The sequence below is a fragment of the Streptomyces sp. NPDC008092 genome (genome assembly GCF_042957285.1).
Taxonomy (GTDB): Bacteria; Actinomycetota; Actinomycetes; order Streptomycetales; family Streptomycetaceae; genus Streptomyces.
Genome location: NZ_JBIBHY010000005.1, coordinates 732,190 through 753,620, shown reverse-complemented (window position 1 = coordinate 753,620; position 21,431 = coordinate 732,190). Strand labels below are relative to the sequence as shown.

19 protein-coding genes are annotated in these 21,431 nt (G+C 70.3%); 8 read left to right on the top strand and 11 right to left on the bottom strand.

Annotated elements, in window-relative coordinates; genetic code table 11:
- Positions 1-103: 103 nt before the first annotated feature.
- The gene (locus ACFZB3_RS19905) at positions 104-652 is read right to left on the bottom strand and encodes an isochorismatase family protein (protein ID WP_391376922.1); all 549 of its coding nucleotides are present in this window, start codon (positions 650-652) and stop codon (positions 104-106) included.
- Positions 653-735: 83 nt separating this feature from the next.
- On the opposite strand from ACFZB3_RS19905, the gene ACFZB3_RS19900 reads away from it, so the two are divergent.
- Complete coding sequence (locus tag ACFZB3_RS19900; protein ID WP_391376921.1) at positions 736-1,302, top strand: GNAT family N-acetyltransferase; 567 nt, start codon at positions 736-738, stop codon at positions 1,300-1,302.
- On the opposite strand, the gene ACFZB3_RS19895 is transcribed toward ACFZB3_RS19900, so the two are convergent.
- From ACFZB3_RS19895 to ACFZB3_RS19855, 9 genes are all read right to left on the bottom strand, one after another.
- Complete coding sequence (locus tag ACFZB3_RS19895) at positions 1,299-2,774, bottom strand: type VI secretion protein (RefSeq protein ID WP_391376920.1); 1,476 nt, start codon at positions 2,772-2,774, stop codon at positions 1,299-1,301. The genes ACFZB3_RS19900 and ACFZB3_RS19895 overlap by 4 nt on opposite strands.
- An 11-nt stretch (positions 2,775-2,785) precedes the next feature.
- A complete protein-coding gene (locus ACFZB3_RS19890; RefSeq protein WP_391376919.1) occupies positions 2,786-4,201 on the bottom strand; it encodes an ATP-binding protein in 1,416 nt (471 codons plus the stop codon).
- A 14-nt stretch (positions 4,202-4,215) separates the two neighbouring features.
- Positions 4,216-5,775 carry an SCO6880 family protein gene (locus ACFZB3_RS19885; protein ID WP_391376918.1) on the bottom strand — a complete coding sequence of 520 codons (1,560 nt, stop codon included), beginning with the start codon at positions 5,773-5,775 and terminating at the stop codon, positions 4,216-4,218.
- Positions 5,772-7,127 (bottom strand): hypothetical protein, encoded by a 1,356-nt coding sequence (locus tag ACFZB3_RS19880; RefSeq protein WP_391376917.1) that lies wholly within the window; start codon positions 7,125-7,127, stop codon positions 5,772-5,774. The genes ACFZB3_RS19885 and ACFZB3_RS19880 overlap by 4 nt, the downstream gene beginning before the upstream one ends.
- A complete protein-coding gene (locus tag ACFZB3_RS19875; protein WP_391376916.1) occupies positions 7,117-7,950 on the bottom strand; it encodes a hypothetical protein in 834 nt (277 codons plus the stop codon). Before ACFZB3_RS19875 ends, ACFZB3_RS19880 begins: the two co-directional genes overlap by 11 nt.
- Before the next feature lie 140 nt (positions 7,951-8,090).
- Positions 8,091-8,399 carry a hypothetical protein gene (locus tag ACFZB3_RS19870; RefSeq protein ID WP_089101683.1) on the bottom strand — a complete coding sequence of 103 codons (309 nt, stop codon included), beginning with the start codon at positions 8,397-8,399 and terminating at the stop codon, positions 8,091-8,093.
- Positions 8,400-8,734: 335 nt separating this feature from the next.
- Positions 8,735-10,042 (bottom strand): peptidase S8, encoded by a 1,308-nt coding sequence (locus tag ACFZB3_RS19865; protein WP_391376915.1) that lies wholly within the window; start codon positions 10,040-10,042, stop codon positions 8,735-8,737.
- A gap of 445 nt (positions 10,043-10,487) precedes the next feature.
- Positions 10,488-11,849, bottom strand: a complete 1,362-nt coding sequence (locus ACFZB3_RS19860) for a peptidase S8 (protein WP_391376914.1) — start codon at positions 11,847-11,849, stop codon at positions 10,488-10,490.
- Between the two features lie 296 nt (positions 11,850-12,145).
- Positions 12,146-12,748, bottom strand: coding sequence for a WHG domain-containing protein (locus ACFZB3_RS19855; protein WP_391376913.1), 603 nt, complete (start codon positions 12,746-12,748; stop codon positions 12,146-12,148).
- A gap of 108 nt (positions 12,749-12,856) precedes the next feature.
- Here ACFZB3_RS19855 and ACFZB3_RS19850 point away from each other — a divergent pair, with 108 nt between their 5' ends.
- The 6 genes from ACFZB3_RS19850 (at position 12,857) to ACFZB3_RS19825 (ending at position 18,155) form a co-directional block, all read left to right on the top strand.
- On the top strand, positions 12,857-13,765 hold the full coding sequence (locus tag ACFZB3_RS19850) for an oxidoreductase (RefSeq protein ID WP_391376912.1): 909 nt from the start codon (positions 12,857-12,859) through the stop codon (positions 13,763-13,765).
- A 187-nt stretch (positions 13,766-13,952) separates the two neighbouring features.
- Complete coding sequence (locus ACFZB3_RS19845; protein ID WP_391376911.1) at positions 13,953-14,720, top strand: SDR family oxidoreductase; 768 nt, start codon at positions 13,953-13,955, stop codon at positions 14,718-14,720.
- A 60-nt stretch (positions 14,721-14,780) separates the two neighbouring features.
- Positions 14,781-15,293, top strand: a complete 513-nt coding sequence (locus ACFZB3_RS19840) for a hypothetical protein (protein WP_391376910.1) — start codon at positions 14,781-14,783, stop codon at positions 15,291-15,293.
- A gap of 96 nt (positions 15,294-15,389) precedes the next feature.
- Positions 15,390-16,163, top strand: a complete 774-nt coding sequence (locus tag ACFZB3_RS19835; RefSeq protein ID WP_391376909.1) for a trypsin-like peptidase domain-containing protein — start codon at positions 15,390-15,392, stop codon at positions 16,161-16,163.
- Positions 16,164-16,249: 86 nt separating this feature from the next.
- Positions 16,250-17,269 (top strand): NlpC/P60 family protein, encoded by a 1,020-nt coding sequence (locus tag ACFZB3_RS19830; RefSeq protein ID WP_391376908.1) that lies wholly within the window; start codon positions 16,250-16,252, stop codon positions 17,267-17,269.
- Positions 17,270-17,462: 193 nt separating this feature from the next.
- Positions 17,463-18,155 (top strand): phosphatase PAP2 family protein, encoded by a 693-nt coding sequence (locus tag ACFZB3_RS19825; RefSeq protein ID WP_391376907.1) that lies wholly within the window; start codon positions 17,463-17,465, stop codon positions 18,153-18,155.
- 215 nt (positions 18,156-18,370) lie between these two features.
- On the opposite strand, the gene ACFZB3_RS19820 is transcribed toward ACFZB3_RS19825, so the two are convergent.
- On the bottom strand, positions 18,371-19,933 hold the full coding sequence (locus ACFZB3_RS19820; RefSeq protein WP_391376906.1) for an FAD-binding protein: 1,563 nt from the start codon (positions 19,931-19,933) through the stop codon (positions 18,371-18,373).
- A 364-nt stretch (positions 19,934-20,297) separates the two neighbouring features.
- Between ACFZB3_RS19820 and pstS the strand changes: the two genes are divergently transcribed.
- Positions 20,298-21,428 (top strand): phosphate ABC transporter substrate-binding protein PstS, encoded by a 1,131-nt coding sequence (gene pstS, locus ACFZB3_RS19815; protein WP_391376905.1) that lies wholly within the window; start codon positions 20,298-20,300, stop codon positions 21,426-21,428.
- The last annotated feature ends 3 nt before the right edge of the window (positions 21,429-21,431 follow it).

The following is a 21,431-nucleotide window of genomic DNA, read 5'->3' as shown; positions in this document are numbered from 1 at the left end:
CTGCAGGGGGGACCCTGTGGGAGAGTAGGACACCGCCGAACAAATATTGGGAAAGGCCCACGCCGTCATGGCGTGGGCCTTTCTGCGTTTACGGGTGCTTTTTTCAGAAAGTGACGTCCGTCGTCTCGACCGTGCCGCCCTTTCGGCCCGGGGCCTCCTGCCAGTTCCAGTAGAGGTTCGTGTGCGAGATGACCTGCTCCGGGGCCGGCGCACCGTACGCCGTGAGGTCCTCCGTGGTGTGGGCGTCGGCGACCAGCGTCGCGTCGTAACCGCGGACCATCGCGCCATGCAGGGTGGAGCGGATGCAGGCGTCGGTCTGGGCGCCGGTGACGACCACGCGGCCCACGCCGTGCTCGGCCAGCACGGACTCCAGGTCGGTGTCCTCGAAGGAGTCTCCGTAGCGCTTGTGGACGAGGGGCTCGGTGGCTTCGCGGACGAGTTCCGGGACGTACTGCCAGGGGGCGCTGTCCGGCTTCAGCTCGTCGCTGGAGTGCTGGATCCAGACGACGGGGACCGCCTCGGAACGGGCCTTGGCGAGCAGGGCGTTGATGTTGGCGATGACCTCGTCGCGGTTGTGGGAGCTGTCCACCACCCCGTTCTGCACGTCCACGATCAGCAGGGCGGTGTTCGGGCGGTTCGGGAGAGTCGTCATGGCGCCCACCGTAGACCGCGGCACTGACAGACCGACCGACAAACCAGGTGAGTGCCGTGGACCGTGGGCGCTAGCGTGGCCGCATGAGTGCTACGGCCAGCGGTGATTACGTGATTCGTGCGATACGGGCCGACGAGTGGGAGGCCGTCAAGCGGCTGCGTCTCCTCGCGTTGCGGGATCCGGTCGCGGACATCGCGTTTCTCGAGACCCATGACGTCGCCCTGGGGCGGCCGGACTCCTTCTACCAGGAGCGGGCGGCGCGTTCGGCCGAGGAGCTCAGTGGCGCGCGGCAGTTCATCGCGGTGGCGGCGGACGGGGAGTGGGCCGGGACCGTGACCGTGCTGATCGAGGAGGCCGGGGCGACGGACTGGGCCGGGTTCCCGGTGGAGCGGCGGCAGGGGCACGTGGTGGGGGTGTTCGTCCGGCCGGAGCACCGGGGGAGCGGGCTGATCAAGGCGTTGTTCGACACCGGTGTGGCATGGGCTCGGGAGCGCGGGGCGGAGCGGGTGCGGCTGCTGGTGCACGAGGACAACCCCCGGGCCCAGGGGGCCTACCGGAAGGTCGGGTTCGTGCCCAGCGGAGTGACCGTGGAGCTTGCGGCGGACGCCGGCAAGCGGGAGTTCGAGTTCGTTCTGGAGTGGCCGGCCTAGACCGGCAGCTCCCGGTGCGGCCACCGGGAACGGGCCTGTTCGTGGGAGCGGAGCAGGGCGAGGGACGGCAGGCCCTGGTCGGATCCGCCGGCCAGGAGGTCGGGGAGCTGGGGGAGCGGGGCCACGGCCGCCACGTCGTCCAGGACCAGGGTCAGTGGTGGGTCGAGCCGACCGGAGGATGACCGTTCGGCCATGCGCCGGCCGTGCTCGACCACGCTGGAGACGAGGGCCGTCAGGAGGGGCATCGCGCCGGGGTTGGTCCTGGGGTCCTCGATGGATTCACCGACCACATAAAGCGTGCCCCCTTCGGCGACGAAGGAATCCAGGGCGAGGGCATCGGATCGGTTCGGTGTGCAGGCCTCGCGGATGTTGACGGTGAAGAGGGCGGCGAGCGTCCTGGCCGTCAACTCCTGGGCGATGTCCCGGCGTTCGGGGTGCGAGGTGAGGGCGGCCTCCAGCTCGCCGGCGGCGCCGGGGGCGGCCTTCGGGTGGGTGCGGAGGGTGCGTACGGCGTCCTGGACGCCGGTGCCCTGTGCCCAGCGGTGGACGTGGCGGACCGTGCGGTTCTCCAGAGCGGCGGCGTGCAGGTAGCTGCGCAGCAGGGTCTCGGCGGTGTCCGTGACGGTCTGGTCGATCTTCGCGGTCGGCTTGACCGGGGCGAGGAGGGCCTGGGCGCGCTGGATCGCGGTGGGCTTGTCCTCGCAGTGGGCCGTGGGGGACCAGTGGAAGCGGGCGGGGGTGTCGCAGAGGTGGTTCGGGTCGTAGAGGAGGACGGGGCCGAGTTTGGCTCTGGCGTCCTTCGTCTCCGACCAGAGGGCGGGGTTCGAGGTGACGACGAGGGCGGGGCCGGGGGCGTCCTGGATCGCCTGGGTCGCGGTCGTCTGCCGGCTTTCCCGCGGTGCTACGTGGATTCTGGTCCAGGTGTCCGGCCGGTCACCGACGGCGGGGGACGGGCGGACGTCCTCCAGGGGGCGTTCTGGTGCCGTGGGGGGCGTGGGGACCGGCGGCTCCTGGAAGGCCGGCCGGTGGGCCTCCTGGACCTGTTCCGGCTCGGCGCGGGGCTCCGGAACCGCGGTCGCGGGTCTGCTCTTCGCCGTTGCCGCGCGTCTTCTCCGGCCGGCCCGCCACCGGGCGAACGTGCCCAGGACGAACACGGTGAGGACGATCAGGACCATCAGCTGGCCGATGAACAGGCCCCAGAACAGCCCCCAGCCTGCCAGCTGGGCCGCCGGTGTGTCCGGCCAGGCGCCCGTGATGTCGTGCGGGGAGCCGATGAGGTGGCGCATCGCGAGCGGGGTGTGGGAGAGGTTGACCGTGGACGGCCAGCTGCCGTGGGCGAACCAGGCCGCCAGGCCTGTCGCCGTCCACACCATGACCGTGATGCCGAGCAGGAACCCGAGTATGCCGATCAGCAGGCCGTCGGGAATCCCGCCGCCCTGCTGGTCGCGTTCCTGCCGAGGGTCCGGTCTCACGAACGGCCTCCCTACGCCACCGTCGACTCGGAGTCGCCGAGGTGCTGCTCCACGAAGGCCGCCGCCCGCTGTTCCGCTTCCAGTTCGGCGGCGATGAGGGCGTCGTCCTCGGCCATGAGGTCGCTGGACGACTCGGTCATCGCGCGGTCGGTGAAGACGAGCGGGCGTTCCGTCTCGGTGACCAGGTGTTTGACCACCTGGACGTTGCCGTTGACGTCCCAGACGGCGATGCCGGGGGTCAGGGTCGGGATGATCTCGACCGCCCAGCGGGGGAGACCGAGGACGCGGCCGGTCGCGCGTGCCTCGTCGGCCTTCTGGGCGTAGACCGTCCTCGTCGACGCCATCTTCAGGATCGCCGCCGCTTCCTTGGCCGCCGCGCCGTCCACGACGTCGGAGAGGTGGTGGACCACCGCGACGAAGGAGAGACCCAGCCGTCGGCCGAACTTCAGCAGGCGCTGGAACAGCTGGGCCACGAACGGGCTGGCGATGATGTGCCAGGCCTCCTCGACCAGGAAGATGCGCTTCTTGCGGTCGGGGCGGATCCAGGTGTGCTCCAGCCACACGCCGACGATCGCCATCAGGATGGGCATGGCGATGGAGTTGCGGTCGATGTGGGAGAGGTCGAAGACGATCAGCGGGGCGTCCAGGTCGATGCCGACCGTGGTCGGGCCGTCGAACATGCCGCGCAGGTCGCCGTCGACCAGGCGGTCCAGGACCAGGGCGACGTCCAGGCCCCAGGCCCGTACGTCGTCTATGGCGACGTTCATAGACTCGGCGGACTCGGGTTCGGGGTGCCGTAGCTGCTCGACGATGTCCGTCAGGACGGGTTGGCGGTCGAGGATCGTCTCGTTGACGTAGGAGTGGGCTACCTTGAGGGCGAAGCCGGAGCGTTCGTCGAGGCCGTGGCCCATCGCGACTTCGATGATGGTCCGCAGCAGTGCCAGCTGGCCCGTCGTCGTGATGGAGGGGTCCAGCGGGTTGAGGCGGATGCCGTGGTCCAGGGCCGCCATCGGGTCGAGCCGGATGGGTGTTATCCCCAGCTCTTCCGCGATGAGGTTCCACTCGCCGACGCCGTCCTCGCCCTGGGCGTCCAGGACGACGACCTGGCGGTCGCGGAAGCGGAGCTGGCGCAGGACGTAGGTCTTCTCCAGGGCCGACTTGCCGTTGCCGGACTCGCCGAGGACCAGCCAGTGCGGGGCGGGGAGCTGCTGGCCGTAGAGCTGGAAGGGGTCGTAGATGTAGCCCTTGCCGGAGTACACCTCGCGGCCGATGATGACGCCCGAGTCGCCGAGGCCGGGCGCGGCCGTGGGGAGGTAGACCGCCTGGGCCTGGCCGGTGGAGGTGCGGACCGGGGAGCGGGTCGTCTCGACCTTCCCGAAGAGGAAGGACGTGAAGGCTTCGGTGAGGACGGACAGCGGGTCCCTCATCAGCGCATCAGCCTCTACCTTCGGATTCCGGTGGCGAAGGGCAGTGTGTTCACGAAGGCGCGGTGGTGCTCGCGGTCGCACCACTCCAGCTTCAGGTACGACTTTCCGGCGGACGCCCTTATCGTGCGCTTGTCCCGGTTGAGGGCCTCCGGGGTGCGGGAGGAGACGGTGATGTAGCCGACCAGGTTGACGCCGGCCGCGCCGCTGGCCAGGTCCTCGCCGCGCTGGTCGAGGCGGTTGTGGGCGGCGATGTCGCGGGGGTCGACGGTCCGGTTCATCTTGGCGGCGCGGGACGCCTCCGCCTCGTCGTTGGTCTTCTCGGTGAGCATGCGCTCGATGGCGACCTCGGTGGGTTCGAGGTCCATGGTGACGGCGACCGTGCGGATGACGTCCGGGGTGTGGACCAGGAGCGGGGCCAGGAAGTTGACGCCGACCGGGGTCATCGGCCACTCCTTCACCCAGGCCGTGGCGTGGCACCAGGGTTCGCGGGTGGACGACTCGCGGGTCTTCGCCTGGAGGAACGTGGGCTCCATGGCGTCGAGTTCGGCCGGCCAGGCGTTGCGCTGGGTCATCGCCTGGATGTGGTCGATGGGGTGGTCCGGGTCGTACATGGAGTGGATGAGCGAGGCGAGGCGGCCCTGGCCGAGGGGCTGGCGGACGCGGATGTCCGCCTCCTGGAGGCGGGAGCAGATGTCGGTGAGCTCGCGGGCCATGACGACCGCGAGACCGGCGTCGCGGTCCAGCTTGCGGCCGGCCTGGGGGCGGGCCGCGCGGGCCATCGCCTGGGCCTCGGCGGCCAGTTCGCGGGAGTAGTGCATGCAGGCGACGAGGTACGCGCGGTGCTGCTCGCTGCTGGTGGAGACCATGGACTGGAGCTGGTCGTAGGAGCGGGACAGCCAGTCCGGGGCCTTGTCGTCGCCGCGCTGGGCGACGTCCTTGGCGTGCGCGTCGGGGTCGGCGGGGAGGGTGCGGGCGAGCATCTGGAGGCGGGTGACGAAGCCGTCGCCGTTGGCCACGTGCTTGAGGAGGGTGCCGAAGCGGTCGACGAGGGCTTCCTGGTCCTCGGAGTCGCGCAGGCCGACGCCGGGGCCCTCGATCTCGATGGCGGCGGTGACCGTCTTGCGGTCCGCGTGCAGGAGTACGGCGATCTCGTCGGGGCCGAAGGGTGCGGCGAGCCAGGTGAGGCGGCCGATGCCGGGCGGCGGGCCGATCTCGACCTCGCGGCCGTCGAGGCGGGTGCCGGCCTCGGCGGCGGTGGAGCGGTAGGCCGTGCCCTGGCGCAGGCTGCGCTTGTAACTGCGGTTGATCTCGAACCACTTGTAGAAGGTGCGGCGCTTGTACGGCACGTAGACCGCGGCCAGCGCGATCAGCGGGAAGCCCATCAGGAGCACGATCCGCAGGGAGAGCACCGGGACGAGGAGCCCGCACATCATGCCGAGGAACGCGCCCGCGATGATGAGCACGATCTCGCCGGACTCACGGTTCCTGCCGATGATCGCGTTCGGCCGGGCCCGGCCGATGAGATACGTACGGCGGGGCGTGATCGGATGGGACAGGTGGGACTCTGTCGTCAACGCCCTTCACCTCCCGAGCTGTTGTTGCGGGTGTTGCTGGCGTGCGGGGTGTTCGCCGGGCTGGGCGCCCGGGGTGCGGGTGCGGCGGAGGGGACAGTTCCGCCGCCACCACCGTTCGGGGTGCGTGTGCTGTGCGCGGCGACGCCGCCCGAGACGGGGTTGGCCGGGCGGGCACCGGAGGCGCCGGAACCGCCGCCCCCGCCGCCGTTGTTGTCGGCTCGGGCGCTGTGCGTTCTGATGCCCTGGGCGACCAGGTTGGCGGGGCTGCTGATGACGGCGGCGGCCTTGCCCTCGGCGCCCGACATGATGCGGTTGCTGCGGCCGGCCGCGATCTCGTCGCCGAAGCCGGGCACGAAGCGGTAGATCATCGCGCTGGCGAAGATGGCGAGCAGGATGATGGCGAGGCCGGAGACGACGGCGGAGAAGGAGTCGGGGCCGCCGTCGGAGGACAGGGCGCCGGCGAGGCCGAGCACTATGACGATGACCGGCTTGACGAGGATGACCGCGATCATGATGCCGGCCCAGCGGCGGACGTGGCCCCAGAGGTTCTTGTCGACGAGTCCGGCGTAGACGACGGTGCCGAGCAGGGCGCCGACGTAGAGCAGGGCGGCCCTGATGACGAGCTCCAGCCAGAGCACGCCGGCGGCGAGGATGCTGACGAGGGAGACGACGATCAGCATGATCGGGCCGCCCCCTATGTCGGTGCCCTTGTTGAGGGCGCCGGAGAAGGTGCCGAAGAACGTGTCGGTCTGGTCGCCGGTGGTCTTGGCGAGGACGTCGGTGACGCCGTCGGTGGCCGAGACGACCGTGTAGAGGATCAGGGGGGTGAAGGCGGAGGCCAGCACGGTGAGCCAGAGGAAGCCGATGGCTTCGGAGATGGCGGTGGAGAGGGGGACGCCTCGTACCGCGCGCTTGGCCACGGCCAGCAGCCACAGGAGCAGGGTGAGGATCGTCGACGCGGCGAAGACGACGGCGTACTGCTGGAGGAACTTCTCGTTGGTGAAGTCGACGTTGGCGGTCTCCTTGACGGCGCCGCTGAGCTTGTCGACGGTCCAGGAGGCGGCCTTGGCGCAGCCCTGGGCGAGGGAGGTGAGGGGGTCGAGGGTGGAGCTGAGGGGGTCGGTGGTGGAGCCGCTGCTGCCGCCGGAGCTGGTGTCGCAGAGATTCAGGGACGGACCGGTGAGTCCGGTGCAGTTGCCGTTGCTCGGCGTGGCCGAGGGGGTCACGGAAGGGGTGCCGGTCGGCGTCGGCGTCGGGGCCGCGAAGGCGCGGGCGGCCAGGAGGACGGCGGAGGCCTGTACGGAGGCCACCAGGCCGGTCAGCTTGAGCACGCGGTGCTGGCTAGCGGGCATAGGTGAACCCTCCGAATTCCTGGACCGCCTTGCTGATCTCGTCGGTCCCGGAGACGGAGTTGTCTCCGGTGACCGGGGTGGGGCCGGTCGTCTGACCGGACTCCAGGACCTTCCAGTCGCCGCCGTTCCAGCTCAGCTTCATGGTGATGGTGAACCAGTTGCTGGTGACGGGGGTGGTGGACTTCTCACCGGCCATGCCGAACAAACCGTTGCACCAGACCTCGACGGTGGCGGCGGTGTCGCTGTACGACGTGACCTTGGTGCCGGCGGGCAGCGTGCGGTTGACGAAGGTGCTGCCCTGGGGGGCCGTGCCGTCGGCGTTGAGGCCGGCCTTCTTCAGGAAGTCGGCCGAGTAGTCGGCGTCGAAGCCGGACTGCATGCTGTTCATGACGCCGGGGTCGGCGACGGTCTGCACGATCGAGTGCCGGGTGGCCGTGATGAACATGCCGTCGGAGCCCAGTGCCGTCGAGTAGTTGGCCGCCGCGCTCTGCGCGCCCTGCTGGGTGTGCGCGTATCCGGTCGGGATCCCGTCGCTCTTCGTCTCGACCGGCTTGGTCCCGCTGGCCGCCGTCGACGAGGTCTCGGGCCGGCTGCCGTTGCCGGTGCTGCCGGTGCCGCTGCTGTCCGAGGAGTTGTCGTTCCCGCCTCTGTTCGCGAAGGCGATCGCCGCGATGAGGAGGACGACCACGCCGACGACCGTGACCAGGCTCCGGGAGGAGGACCGGCCGCCGCGGCGGGAGGCGCCGCCGTACGGGTCGCCCTCGGGCAGGCGGGTGCGGGTGTGGCCGGTCTCCGGGTAGCCGGGCTCGTCTCCGAGGCTCATGCCGGGTACTCCCCCTCCACGTCGTACCGGAACGCGTAGCAGTACGACGGTAGCCGTGCTGGTTCCCGCGCGGGCGCGGTGTGGTGACTCGACATCAGGGAGACGCAACCTCGGAGCGGGGAGGGGTGAGGTCCAGGCAGCTAGACGGCCATGCCGTACACGATGGTGAACAGGGTGCCGAGTGAGCCGATGATGAAGACTCCGGTCAGTCCGGCGATGATGAGGCCCTTGCCCTGTTCGGCACTGAAGGTGTCGCGGAGGGCCGTGGCGCCGATGCGCTGTTTGGCGGCACCCCAGACGGCGATGCCGAGGCAGAGCAGGATGGCGACGGCCATGACCACCTGGATCATCGTCTTCGCTTCGTTGCCCAGGCTGCCGAAGGGGCCCCAGTCCGGAGCGATTCCGCCGATGATGGTGTTGATGTCACCCTTGTCGGCTGCAAGGAACATGTAAGTCACCGCCCCTGGTGGGTAGTTCTGTCCGCCCCTGCCCGGTGCAGAGGTCACGCATCATTCTCGCCGACAACGTCGCCGGAGTATGTCGACTTGACGTCATTGATTGGCGGGTTTCGTACGAAGGGATCGTACGGTCACTCTGTGTATCACGGCAGGTCACGCCGGGCAATGAGGCCTGGGCGGAACCTGTGGTGTAGTTCCGTCGTTGACCCCTTTTACGACCTGGCGGGGTTTTTGACGGCCAGTCGGGTGAACGGCACCGTCCCGATGTTCTCATGACGAACGGGCCGCGGCTGGTTGCCGCGACCCGTCGGGGTGGGTGGCCGGTGCTAGTTGGCGAAGGCGGTGATGCCCTCGGGGGTGCCCCAGCCGGTCGGGCCGTCGTAGCCGGTGCCCGCGGTGCAGAAGTACGAGGTGGAGCAGGAGCCGTTGTTGCCGCTCGTCACGTCGTTGAGGGACGAGGTGCCCGCGTAGTCGTACGGGTACTGGGCGGGGTAGGTGCCGCTGGCCGGGGTGCCGGCGAGGGCGTAGACACCGGCGATGATCGGCGCGGAGACGCTGGTGCCGCCGAAGGTGTACCAGCCGGCGGTGACGCCGTAGGAGTCGTAGACGGAGACGCCGGTGGCCGGGTCGGCGACCGCGGAGACGTCGGACTCCATGCGCTTGGTGCAGCCGGTGTCGGTCTGCCAGCTGGGCTTGGCGTCGTAGGAGGAGCAGCCGGAGCCGGTGCCCTCGGTGCTGGACGTCTTCCAGACGGTCTCGGTCCAGCCGCGGGTGGTGGAGGAGGTGGAGAGCTTGGTGCCGCCGACGGCGGTGACGTACCGGGAGGTCGCCGGGTACTCGGCGCCGTAGGCGCTGTCACCGGAGGAGACGGTGATGGCCACGCCCGCGTGGTTGTAGTACGAGGTGTCGTACGACGTCTGCGAGGAGGACTCGGAGCCGCCGTAGCTGTTGGAGACGAACTTGGCGCCGAGGGCGACGGCCTCGTTCTCCGCGGTGCCGAGGTTGGCGTAGCTGGCGCTGGTGGCCTCGACGAGGGTGATGTTGCACAGCGGGCAGATCGCGGAGGCCATGTCGAGGTCGAGGGAGATCTCCTCGGACCAGCCGGCGTCGGAGGAGGGCAGCGAGGTCGTCGAGCCGGTCTGGCTGACCTTCTTGAAGCAGCCGTTGGCCGTCGTGCAGGCCGAGAGGCCGTAGTACGAGCGGTAGGTGGCGAGGTCCGCCTCGGCGTTCGGGTCGTTGTACGCGTCGACGATCGCGATGGTCTCGCCCGAGCCGTTGGAGGCGGCGGCCGAGGTCAGGCCGTAGGCCGACCGGAGGTTGGTCGGGCTGTAGCCGGAGGGGGTCGACGCGTCGGCCGCCTTCGGGGTGATGCCGGTCTTCGCGGCCTGCATCTTCTGGAAGGCGGTGAGACCGCCGGTGACGCGGTAGGACTTGCAGGTGAGGTCGCCCGTGTGCTTGGGGGTGGCACAGGGGGTCGAGACGTAGGTCACCTTGGTGGACGCGGTGGCGGCCGCGTCGGCCTGGACGGCGGTGCCGAGGCCGGTGAAGACCAGCGCGGCCGTGGCCACTGCGGCGGCGCCGACGCGGCGCCAGCCTCCGCGTGCGGACGGTCTGTTGGGGGGAGTGGAACGCATGCGTGCAGCCTCCTGAGTTCCGGAACTGGGGTGGGAACAGGGGCGGTGCGGGTGCGATCTGGTGCTTTTGCCGTCGGTACGGGTTCCCCGGCGGCAGGGCGGCGGCCCGCGAAGAGAATCCTTTGTTGAGTACGCGACAACAAGAGGCTGCTGGAATCCTGACTTCCGCATTGCCGAACGAGGCCTTCGCGTGACCGTTCGATGGCGGCCCGTTGGATTGCGGGTGGCGGGTGTTTGACTCAACTCACAGGAATTCCACCGGAGTTGCAAAGGACATGAAACGGATCCGGCGGGGAGACGGAACCGTAGTCGTCGGGGACATGAAAAACGGGCCACGGCCGGATGCCGTGGCCCGTCTCTCTTTCCCTGCCGCCGAGGGGACCCCACGTCCCCCTCACGGTGGCGGCTCCCCGTGACCCGACGGGGAGGTCAATCGGTGACGGGCTCAGCCGGTGAAGGCGTCGAGCCCCTCGGGGGTGCCCCAGCCGGTCGGGCCGTCGTAGCCCGACTTGGCGGTGCAGTAGTACGAGGTGGAGCAGGTGCCGTTGTTGCCGCTCGTCACGTCGTTGAGGGCGGAGGTGCCGGCCGCGGCGTAGGGGTACTCGGCCGGGTAGTCGCTGCTGCCCGGGGTGCCGGCCAGGGCGTAGACCGAGGCGATGAGCGGCGAGGAGGCGCTGGTGCCGCCGTAGGTGTTCCAGCCGGTGCCGTCGGAGCCGTAGCTGTCGTAGACGGAGACGCCGGTGGCCGGGTCGGCGACCGCGGAGACGTCGGCGATCATGCGCTTCGAGCAGCTCGCGTCGGTCTGCCAGGAGGGCTTGGCGTCGTAGGCGGAGCAGCCGGAGCCGGTGCCCTCGGTGCTCGACGTCTTCCAGACCGACTCGGTCCAGCCGCGGCTGTTGGAGGAGGTCTTCAGGGCGGTGCCGCCGACGGCGGTCACGTACCGGGAGGCGGCCGGGTACTCGGCGCCGTAGCCCTCGTCACCGGCGCTCGCGGTGATGGCCACGCCCGCGTGCTTGTAGTACGAGGTGTCGTACGACGTGTCCGAGGACGACTCGGAGCCGCCGTAGCTGTTCGACACGAACTTGGCGCCCAGCTTGACGGCCTCGTTCACCGCGGTGCCCAGGTTGGCGTCGGAGGCCGACTTCGCCTCGACGAGCAGGATGTTGCAGTTCGGGCAGGTGGCGCTGACCATGTCGAGGTCGAGCGACTCCTCGCCGGCCCAGCCGCTGTCGGCGGAGGGGAGCGAGGTGGTGGAGCCGGTCTGGGAGACCTTCTTGAAGCAGCCGTTGTCGGTCGTGCAGTCCGACAGGCCGTAGTACGACCGGTAGGTCGCGAGGTCTTCCTCGGCGTTCGGGTCGTCGTAGGCGTCGACGATGGCGACGGTCTCGCCCGAGCCGTCGGAGGCGGCCGCGTCCGTCAGGCCGTAGGCGGACTGGATGTCGCTCGGGCCGTATCCGGTGGGGGAGTCGGAGGCGGCGTGCGGCTTGACGGTCTTCGGCGTGGCGCCCCTGAGGGCGGCCTGCTTCTCCATGAAGGCGGTGGTGCCGCCGGTGACCCGCAGGGCGTTGCAGGCGGCGTACCCCGCCTTCGGGGTGGCGCCGCAGCCGGCCTTCTCGTACTGGACGTGGGCCTTGGCGACCTGGGCGGCGATGGCCTTGGCGCTGACCTTGTGGGTCGCGGTGGCCGCGCTGGCGTGGGCCGCGGTGCCGAAGCCGGCCACGAGGAGCGCGGCGGTGGCGGCGGCCGCGGAGCCGAGCTGGCGCCATCTTCCGCGTATGTGGGGGGAGTTGGGGGTGGTCGTACGCAACGTACAGCCTCCTGGAAGAGGTCGGGACAGAGGCCTGCGGGTGGGGGACCACCGGTGTGGTGGCCGGTGGGGGCGGCGGCCCGCGACGAACCATCTCCTTGTTGAGTACGCGACAACAAGGTGGGTTTCGGAATCCTGACTTCCGCGTTACTGAAGGGCGGGAAGGGCTTACTGATCATTGGGACCCGGATGGCCGGAAGTTGGGGTCCGGTTGACCTGAAGTGCGGTGCGGGCGGGGCTCAATGCGCGTTGATCGGGGCGTACCGAGCCGTCGCGCGGCCTGAACCGGGCCTGGATCAGCGGGGCTTGAGGCCGTACAGGAGGAGGTGGACGTGCTGGTCCAGACCGGCCAGTACCACCTCCGGCCGGAGGGTGCCGTTGGAGGCCAGTGCGGCCAGGCCGTGGATGGCGGCGGCGGCCGCGAGCGTGACGGCCTCCGGGTCGCCCTGGACGATCTCCCCGCGCCGCTGGGCGTCGGCGACCAGCTGGACGAAGCAGCCCAGCGAGTGTTCCGCGGCGGCGGCCAGTTCGGTGTCGACGTCCGGGTCGTGCTTGCGGGAGTACATCAGCTCCAGCAGCTCGGGGTTGCCGACGGTGAAGGTGACGTAGGCGCGGGCGAGTGCGGTGATGCGCGGTTCGAGGGCGGCGTCCGGGAGGTCCGCCGAGTCCAGGGCCTGGTTCAGCCGCTCGAACCCGCTGAGCGCGAGCGCGTCCAGCAGGGCCTGCTTGTCCTTGAAGTGCCGGCCGGGGGCGGCGTGGCTCACCCCGATGTCGCGGGCCAGTTCGCGCAGGGACAGCGCGGCGGTGCCCTTCTCGCGCAGGGTGCGCTCGGCGCTCGTGAGCAGGACGGCGCGCAGGTCTCCGTGGTGGTAGGGGCGGCTTTGCGGCATGGGGGCCATCGTAACCCGATGTAGTCGCTGCCAGCTTTGTAGTCGGCGTCAGCTTTGTTGTCGATGCCATCTTTGTTGTCATTGACATCATTGTTGTCGACGCCTACATTGACGGCCATGGCTGAGAAGAATCGCAAATGGAACGCTTCCGACCTCCCCGGGCTCTCCGGCCGTACGGCCGTGGTCACCGGCGCCAACAGCGGCCTCGGCCTCACGGCCGCCGACGCGCTGGCCCGGGCGGGTGCGCATGTGGTGCTGGCGGTACGGGACCCGGAGCGCGGGCGGGCGGCCGCGGCGCGGGTGAACGGCAGCACCGAGGTCCGCCGCCTGGACCTGGCCGACCTGTCCTCGGTACGCGAGTTCGCCGCGGGCTGGGACCGGCCGCTGGACCTCCTGATCAACAACGCGGGCGTGATGATGCTCCCGGAGCTGCGCACCAAGGACGGCTTCGAGATGCAGTTCGGCACGAACCATCTGGGCCACTTCGCGCTGACGAACCTGCTGCTCCCGTACATCACGGACCGGGTGGTCACGGTCTCCTCGGGCCTGCACCGGGGCGGCGACGGAGTGATCCACTTCGAGGACGTGAACCTGAGGGGCGCCTACAGCCCGACCCGCGCCTACGCCCAGTCCAAGCTGGCGAACCTGCTGTTCGTGCTGGAACTCCAGCGCCGGCTCGCGGAGGCCGGCTCCCGCGTCCGCGCCCTCGCCGCCCACCCCGGCTACGCGGCCACCAACCTGCAGAGCCACACCGCCAACCCGCTGGCCCGCCTGGGCATGCGGCTCGGCAACCGCCTCTTCGCCCAGGACGACCGCGCGGGCACCCTCCCCACGCTGTACGCGGCGACCCAGGACCTGCCGGGCGCGAGCTATGTCGGCCCGGACGGCCTCGGCGAGATGCGGGGAGCGCCGGCCCTGGTCGGCCGCAGCGCGGCGGCGAGCGACCCGGCGGCGGCCCGCAGGCTGTGGACGCTGTCGGAGGAGCTGACGGGGGCGCGGTGGCCGCTCGGCGTCGAGGCCGCCTGACCGCCGGACCGCCTGACCGCCGGACCGCCGGACCGACCGGGTGACCAGGTGACCGGGTGACCAGGTGACCGGGTGACCGGGTGACCGCCCAGTTTCTGGACGCCCGGCGGGCCCGTCGCGGTACCCGGATACGGTGAGCGGACACGACGGGTACAACGGGTAGGACGGTTCTCCGGGAGGTGGCCGGGTGAGCGGCGGCGCCGTGGACTTCACGCTCGACGGGCGGACGGCCCTGGTGACCGGCTCCGTGCGGGGCCTGGGCCTGGAGATGGCGCGGGGGCTGGCGGGCGCCGGCGCGCGCGTGGTCCTCAACGGCCGGGACGCGGCCACGCTTGAGGAGGTGGCGGCGGCCCTGCGCGAGGACGACGGCCTGGACGTCACGGCCGCCGCCTTCGACGTCACCGACCGCGAGGCGGCCGAGGAGGCGGTGACCGCCCTCGGCGCGCTCGACATCCTTGTCAACAACGTGGGCCAACGGGACCGCAGGGGCGTCGAGGAGATGGCGCCGGAGGAGCTGTCCGCGCTGCTCGACGTCCACCTCACGTCGGCGTACGCACTGAGCCAGACGGTCGCCCGGGGGCTCGCCGCCCGGGACACCCCGGGCCGCATCATCAACGTCTCGTCCGTCGTCGGCCAGCTCGGCCGCATCGGCGACGTCGCCTACGCCACGGCGAAGGCGGGCCTCGACGGCCTCACCCGGGCACTGGCGGCCGACCTGGGCCCCAGCGGCACCACGGTCAACTCGGTGGCCCCGGGCACCTTCGCCACGGACGTCAACGCGGAGCTGGCCGAGGACCCGGAGTGGGGCAGGTGGCTGCGGACCCGGACGGCACTGGGGCGATGGGGCCGCCCGGCCGAGATCGCGGGCATCGTCGTCTTCCTGGCGAGCGACGCGGCGTCCTTCATCACGGGGCAGACGATCGCGGTGGACGGCGGGATGACGACGACGTTCTGAGCGCGGGGCGGGGCGCCGCGCGCTGGTGGTGAGCCGTGCGGATCACGATAGGGTCCGCGCATGTCGGACGCGATAGCGACTGCGATCACCGCGGCCGCGGGCCTCGGCGGGGCCCTCCTCGGCGCGGTGCTCCCGCAGCGCCTCAACGCCCGCGAACGCGCCGCGGAGGCCGAACTCGCCGACCGCAGACGGTCGTTCGAGGAGCGCCGGGAGGCGTACACGGCGATGAACCGGGCCTCCGAGCAGTTCCACACGCTCCTCAAGGACGCCCTGCACCGCATGCGCGACGGCGTCTACACCGAGGAGGACCGCACCGGTCTCGAAAACTCCCGCAGGGACTATCGCGACCACTACGCGGCCGCCCAGATGATCGTCCCGCTGCGGATCATGGAGGCGTCGCGGGAACTCAACAAGGTCCTCGCGGGGGTGGACGCGGCGGCCAAGCGCGTCGACCGCGGCCTTTCGCGCGACGGGAAGAGCGTCGAGCACCTGCTCGTCGAGGTCAAGCGGGCGGAGCCCCGGCTGGTGGCGATGCGGACCCTGATGAGGGCGGACCTGGGGATCCGGGACTAGCCGGCCCCGGCACGGTCGGCCGCAAGGGCGGTTCACAGAAAAAACTCAGTGAAGTCGGGAACCGTTTCTCACCTTCGTGGGAGACAGTGGGCGCTGATGAAGCGCACCTCACGCATCTCTGCCACCTCGCGCCGCGTCGCGCTCTGCGCCGTCGTCGTGCTGGCCGCCACCTCGGCCTCCGTCGCGGCCGCCGACGAGGCGGCGGGGCCGTTCGGAGTGACGGCGGTGGCCGGGGCCACCGCGGACAGCGCGAGAGTCGGGGCGCTGTTCGGCGGCGACAAGGCCGGGAGCCTGTCCGGCAACCACTTCTGCACCGCCTCCGTCGTGCACAGCCCGCAGCGGGACCTCATCGTCACCGCCGCGCACTGCGTCGACGGGGAGGGCGATGCCACCGGGCTGGTGTTCGTGCCCGGGTACCGGGACGGGCAGGCGCCGTACGGGGTGTGGAAGATCGGGAAGCGGTACCTGCCCGACGGGTGGGCCCACGGCCAGAGCGAGGACAGCGACGTCGCCTTCGCCGTCGTGGAGGAGGTGGGCGGGAAGCGGGTCGAGGACGTGACCGGGAGCAACCGGTTCGCCGCCGGGGTGGCCACCGGCGCCACCGCCGTCACCGTCACCGGATACCCCGACTCCCGCGAGGTGCCCGTCAGCTGCACCAACAAGCCCGTCCCGCACAGCGCCACCCAACAGCGCATCGACTGCCCCGAGTTCACGGGCGGCACCAGCGGGAGCCCGTGGGTGAACGGGGACCACGAGGTGGTCGGGGTCCTCGGCGGGCACGAGCAGGGCGGGTCGACCGCCGACGTCTCGTACAGCGTGGTGCTCGGCCGGGAGGCCGCCGAGCTGTACAAGGACGCCACGGGTGACTGAGCCGGCCGGCTGAGAAGGCGTCATGTGCGCCGTCTTCCTGTGAAATAGCGCCACTCTCGGCCGAAATGGCGTTGAACAGCCCTGACATGGGGGAGGGTTGGGGCGTGCGGAAAGTATGGGTGATCGGTGGCGCGGTGACGGCGCTCGGCGTGAGCTTCGTCATGCTGCTCGTCATCGGTGTGTACGTCGTCGCCGGGAACCTTCTCAACGGGGTCGGCGGTGCCTCCAAGACCCTGGCCAAGGGAGCCGTGCCGGCCGCGTACTCCACCCTCGTGCAGAAGTGGGGCAACCTCTGCTCCGCCATCAACCCCGCCCTGCTCGCCGCGCAGCTCTACCAGGAGAGCGGGTTCAACCCGCACGCGCAGAGCGCGGCGGCCGCGCAGGGGATAGCTCAGTTCATCCCGGGCACCTGGGCCACCCACGGCATCGACGGCGACGGCGACGGCGACCGCGACGTCTGGGACCCGAACGACGCGATCCCGTCGGCCGCCTCCTACGACTGCCAGCTGGCGTCCTACGTGAAGGACGTGCCCGGCAACATCTCCGACAACATGCTCGCCGCCTACAACGCGGGGGCGTACGCGGTCATCAAGTACAAGGGTGTGCCGCCGTACAAGGAGACCCAGAACTACGTCAAGACCATCACCACCCTGGAGCAGAGCTTCGCCGCGCCGGTCAGCCGGCTCTCGCCGACCAAGCAGGCCGCCGGGGCCATCGGGTACGCCCAGAAGCGGCTCGGCACCCCCTACCTCTGGGGCGGCAACGGCACCGCCGCGGACAACGGCCGCTTCGACTGCTCCGGGCTGACCAAGGCGGCGTACGCCAGTGTCGGGATCACGCTGCCGCGGGTCGCCAACGACCAGTACAACGCGGGCCCGCATCCCTCCCGGAACGAGCTGCTCCCCGGGGACCTCGTCTTCTTCTCCACCGACCTCTCGAACTCCCGCGCCATCCACCACGTGGGGATCTACGTCGGCGGCGGATACATGATCGACGCGCCCTACACCGGAGCCGTGATCCGGTTCGACCCCATCGACTCGGCCGACTACTTCGGGGCCACCCGGGTCACCGAGGACGGCGCGAAAGCACTCCCCACCACGGTGTGAACGGAGCGTATAACCCACCCCCTGAGCTGGGGGTTTGTGTTTCTCTTCGATAACGTCTGCGTGATCATTCGGTGGAACCTGGAACGTAGTGGTGTGGGCCGTGCGTTCCTGTTGACGTAGCCGACCACGGGGGTGGCAGCGAGCGACGCACACCAGGTGCGTCCCGGAACGACGACGAAGGGGCCGCAGCGCGATGGCTGTAATCGCCGAATCCGGGTCGAACCCTGACGTCGACCTGCTCTACGACATCAACGGCCTGGCCAAGGACGCGCCGCACTGGTTCGACCGGGCCATGGAGTTCGTCGGGGAGTACGGGCTGCTGGTCGCGATGGTGCTGCTGGTGGTGTGGTGCTGGTGGTCCGTGCGGCGCCGGGGGGACGAGGACGTGCCGTCCACCATGGCCGCGCTGGTGTGGGCGCCGCTCGCCGCCGCGATCGCCGTCCTCGTGAACGTTCCCATCCGCGGCTTCGTCGAGCGGCCCCGGCCGTTCCTCACCCACCAGGGGATCGACGTCCTCGTCTCCGGGAAGACCGACTACTCCTTCGTGAGCGACCACGCGACCATCACCATGGCGCTGGGGGTCGGCCTGTTCGTCGCCAACCGGAGGTTCGGGGTGGCGGGGATAGGGCTGGCGCTGGTGGAGGGGTTCTGCAGGGTGTACATGGGGGTGCACTACCCGACGGACGTCGTCGGGGGGTTCGCGCTGGGCACGGCCGTCGTGCTTCTCCTGTCCCCGCTGGCGACCGCGCTGCTGACGCCGGTGATGAAGGCGGTCGAGGGGTCGGCGCGGGTGGGGTGGATCGTGCGGGGCCGGTCGGCGACGGTGGGTGTGGTGCCGGGGGGGCGTACGGCGGTGGAGTCGGAGGAGCGTGACCTGGCGGCGTAGCCGGGGCCGGGGCGGGGGGTGTCGCTTACCGGCGCTTGCAGGGTGCGGCTGCGCCCACCCGTGCCGCCCTGCGGCACGCCTGCCCGCAGCTGAGTAGCTGTTGCTGTCCGCGGCTATGTGGCTGGCGTGACCGCAGCGCCCCTTCAGGGGCGCGGGGAACTGCGCGATCAGCCCCCACGCGCCCGCAGGTACGCAACCTGCCGAGCCACCCCTCCTTACAACCCCTGCGGCGAAGAGAAGAACCGGTTCGGGTCGTACTGCTTCTTCACCGTCCCCAGCTTCGTGACGGCGTCGCCGTAGTACGCCTTCTTCCAGCCGGTGAGCGTCGGGTCCGTGTAGTTCTGGTAGGCCGCGCCGGAGGCGTACGGCTTCATGGCCGTGTGCGCCGCGTTCAGCCAGGACTGGCCCGTGCTGCCGGAGGCCCCCGCGCCCCACGACACGATGTACTGCGCCAGCATCCGCGACCGGCGGTGCACGAACGCCGTCGCCGTCGGCGAGACCCGGTTCACCGCTCCGCCGAGCGCGGTGAACGCGATGCTGCCCGCGCCGCCCCGGACGGCGGAGATCTGCCGCAGGGCGGTCTGGATGCCGGCCGCCGACAGGGAGCGGTCGAAGAAGTCGGAGCGGGCCGTGTACGTCTCGCGGCCGAGCCTGCCCTGGGGGGAGCGGCCGGGGGTGGAGCCGGGCAGGTGGCACTGCGGCTCGGTGGAGAAGGAGGAGCAGCCGGCGTAGATCTCCATCGCCTCCTCGTAGCCGTGGCGGCGCAGGGAGACGGAGGAGGCGTTGGCGCCGGCCTTGTGGGCGAGGGCGTCCACCGCGTTCTGGAGTTCGCCGTAGGTGCCCATCGAGAAGCAGGCGACGGAGACGCGCGGGCCGCTGCCCGAGTTCTCCAGGTGCAGGGAGGACCAGATCTCGTCCGGCTGGGACGGGCCCCACTCCTGCCAGGCCTTGAAGACCTGCGCGGCCTTCGCCCAGGGCCAGGTCAGGTACGCCGTCACGCCCTGCGGGGTCGGGTGGGTCCGGAACTGCAGTTCCGTGACGACGCCGAAGTTGCCGTTGCCGGCGCCGCGCAGCGCCCAGAAGAGGTCCTTGTTCGTCGTCGCGTTGGCCACGACCTGCGTGCCGTCCGCCGTGATCAGCGTCGCCTGGGTGAGGCTGTCGCAGGTCAGGCCGTACGCGCGGGACGCGACCCCGTGACCGCCGCCGAGGACCAGGCCGGAGACGCCGACCGTGGGGCAGGAGCCCGCCGGTATGGTCACGCCCTTGGCCGCGAGGGCCCGGTACACGTCGATCAGCTTGGAGCCGGCGCCGACGACCGCCGTACCGCCGCTGACGCGGATGCGGTTCAGCTTGGAGACGTCGAGTATCAGGCGGCCGTCGCCGGAGGAGTAGCCCGCGTAGGAGTGGCCGCCGTTGCGGATCGAGACCTTCAGGGCATGGGCCTGGGCGTACGACAGCGTGGTGCGGATGTCGTCGGCGTGGGCCACGTAGGCGACCGCCGCCGGCTTCAGGCCGTCGAAGCGGGTGTTGTAGAGCTGGTGGGCGGTGGCCCAGGAGGCCTCGCCGGGGCGGACCAGAGTGCCGTCCAGGGCGTGCGCGAGGGCCGTCCAGTTGGCCGCGGCCGCTGCGCTGGTGGTCTTCAGCGCCGTACGAGAGGATGTGGTCGCGAGTGGCGTACCGGTCGCGTGGGACGCGGTAGTGCCGCCGGAGCTGCACCCCGTAAGTGCGGTCGCCGCGAGGGCGGCCGCCCCGCCAGATATGAAGGTACGCCGTTCCATGCCCGTGCCTTTCGCGTCGGCTTTCGTGGGACGAGACGGCGTCGGTCGCACACGGGTTCCCGTGTGGTGTAACGAACGCTGTGACGTCGTAACGACTGCGATGGCGAACAGCGAAGAAATGTTCGTGTAACCCGCCCGTTGGAACCGGCATGTGCCCTCACCGTAAGCGTTCCGTGACCTAACCGGGTCGACGGCAGGGGTTCACCCTCCGTTTACCTATGGCCATCGGCCGCTTCACCTGTTCTGCCTAATTTCGGCCTTACCGGGTGCGGTGAGCGGTCGTAAATGCCCAGTCAGGAGGCCCTCACCCACCACCTACTTCGCACGCCGCCGAAGGTGGCGCCTCTGGAAGGAACTCCCGAAAGTGAAGCTTCAGCGCAAGAACCGGCTGCGCGCCCTGTCTCTCGGTGCTGTCGCTGTCTCCGGCGCCCTGGCCCTGACGGCGTGCGGCTCGGACGACAACGGTGGCGGCAGCGGTTCGAGCACCTCCTCGGCCTCCGCGAACGCCAGCTCCATCAAGTGCGACGACGCCAAGGGTCAGCTCCTCGCTGACGGCTCCTCCGCGCAGAAGAACGCGATCGACGCCTGGGTGAAGAACTTCTCCCAGGCCTGTGGTGTTCAGATCAACTACAAGGGCTCCGGCTCCGGCGCCGGTGTGACCGCCTTCACGCAGGGCCAGGTCGCCTTCGCCGGTTCCGACTCCGCGCTCAAGCCGGAAGAGGTCACCGCCTCCAAGAAGGTCTGCTCCGGCGGCCAGGGCATCGACCTCCCGATGGTCGGCGGCCCGATCGCCCTCGGCTACAACGTCCCGGGTGTCGACAACCTGGTTCTGGACGCGCCGACGATCGCCAAGATCTTCGACAGCAAGATCACCAAGTGGAACGACGCGGCGATCAAGAAGCTGAACCCGTCCGCCAAGCTCCCGGACCTGAAGATCCAGGCGTTCCACCGCTCTGACGAGTCGGGCACGACGGACAACTTCACCAAGTACCTGATCGCCGCCACCCCGTCCAACTGGAAGTACTCCGGCGGCAAGGCCTGGCAGGCCAAGGGCGGCCAGTCCGCTCCGCAGTCCGCGGGTGTGGCCCAGCAGGTCAAGCAGACCTCCGGCGCCATCGGCTACTTCGAGCTCTCCTACGTCTCGGACGGCGTCAAGGCCGTCTCGATCGACACGGGTGCCAGCGCGCCGGTCGCCCCGTCCACCGAGTCCGCCACCGCCGACATCGCGGCTGCCAAGATCGTCGGCACCGGCAAGGACCTGGCGCTGCAGCTCGACTACAACACCAAGGCCGAGGGTGCGTACCCGATGACCCTGGTGACCTACGAGATCGTCTGCGACAAGGGCAACAAGGCCGACACCCTCCCGGCGACCAAGGCGTTCCTGAACTACATCGCCTCCGAGGACGGCCAGAAGCTGCTCTCCACGATCGACTACGCCCCCGTCCCCGACGACATCATCGCCAAGGTCCGCACCACCATCGCGGGCCTGAGCTAAAGA

What these genes read in the sequence shown, in the direction of transcription:
- ACFZB3_RS19900 (WP_391376921.1), top strand. Translation starts at nt 736, where the DNA reads ATGAGTGCTACGGCCAGCGGTGATTACGTGATTCGTGCGATACGGGCC.
- ACFZB3_RS19820 (WP_391376906.1), bottom strand. Translation starts at nt 19,933, where the DNA reads ATGGAACGGCGTACCTTCATATCTGGCGGGGCGGCCGCCCTCGCGGCG.
- ACFZB3_RS19890 (WP_391376919.1), bottom strand. Translation starts at nt 4,201, where the DNA reads ATGAGGGACCCGCTGTCCGTCCTCACCGAAGCCTTCACGTCCTTCCTC.
- ACFZB3_RS19905 (WP_391376922.1), bottom strand. Translation starts at nt 652, where the DNA reads ATGACGACTCTCCCGAACCGCCCGAACACCGCCCTGCTGATCGTGGAC.
- ACFZB3_RS19840 (WP_391376910.1), top strand. Translation starts at nt 14,781, where the DNA reads ATGTCGGACGCGATAGCGACTGCGATCACCGCGGCCGCGGGCCTCGGC.
- ACFZB3_RS19835 (WP_391376909.1), top strand. Translation starts at nt 15,390, where the DNA reads ATGAAGCGCACCTCACGCATCTCTGCCACCTCGCGCCGCGTCGCGCTC.
- ACFZB3_RS19855 (WP_391376913.1), bottom strand. Translation starts at nt 12,748, where the DNA reads ATGGCCCCCATGCCGCAAAGCCGCCCCTACCACCACGGAGACCTGCGC.
- ACFZB3_RS19850 (WP_391376912.1), top strand. Translation starts at nt 12,857, where the DNA reads ATGGCTGAGAAGAATCGCAAATGGAACGCTTCCGACCTCCCCGGGCTC.
- ACFZB3_RS19870 (WP_089101683.1), bottom strand. Translation starts at nt 8,399, where the DNA reads ATGTTCCTTGCAGCCGACAAGGGTGACATCAACACCATCATCGGCGGA.
- ACFZB3_RS19880 (WP_391376917.1), bottom strand. Translation starts at nt 7,127, where the DNA reads ATGCCCGCTAGCCAGCACCGCGTGCTCAAGCTGACCGGCCTGGTGGCC.
- ACFZB3_RS19875 (WP_391376916.1), bottom strand. Translation starts at nt 7,950, where the DNA reads ATGAGCCTCGGAGACGAGCCCGGCTACCCGGAGACCGGCCACACCCGC.
- ACFZB3_RS19830 (WP_391376908.1), top strand. Translation starts at nt 16,250, where the DNA reads ATGGGGGAGGGTTGGGGCGTGCGGAAAGTATGGGTGATCGGTGGCGCG.
- ACFZB3_RS19825 (WP_391376907.1), top strand. Translation starts at nt 17,463, where the DNA reads ATGGCTGTAATCGCCGAATCCGGGTCGAACCCTGACGTCGACCTGCTC.
- ACFZB3_RS19865 (WP_391376915.1), bottom strand. Translation starts at nt 10,042, where the DNA reads ATGCGTTCCACTCCCCCCAACAGACCGTCCGCACGCGGAGGCTGGCGC.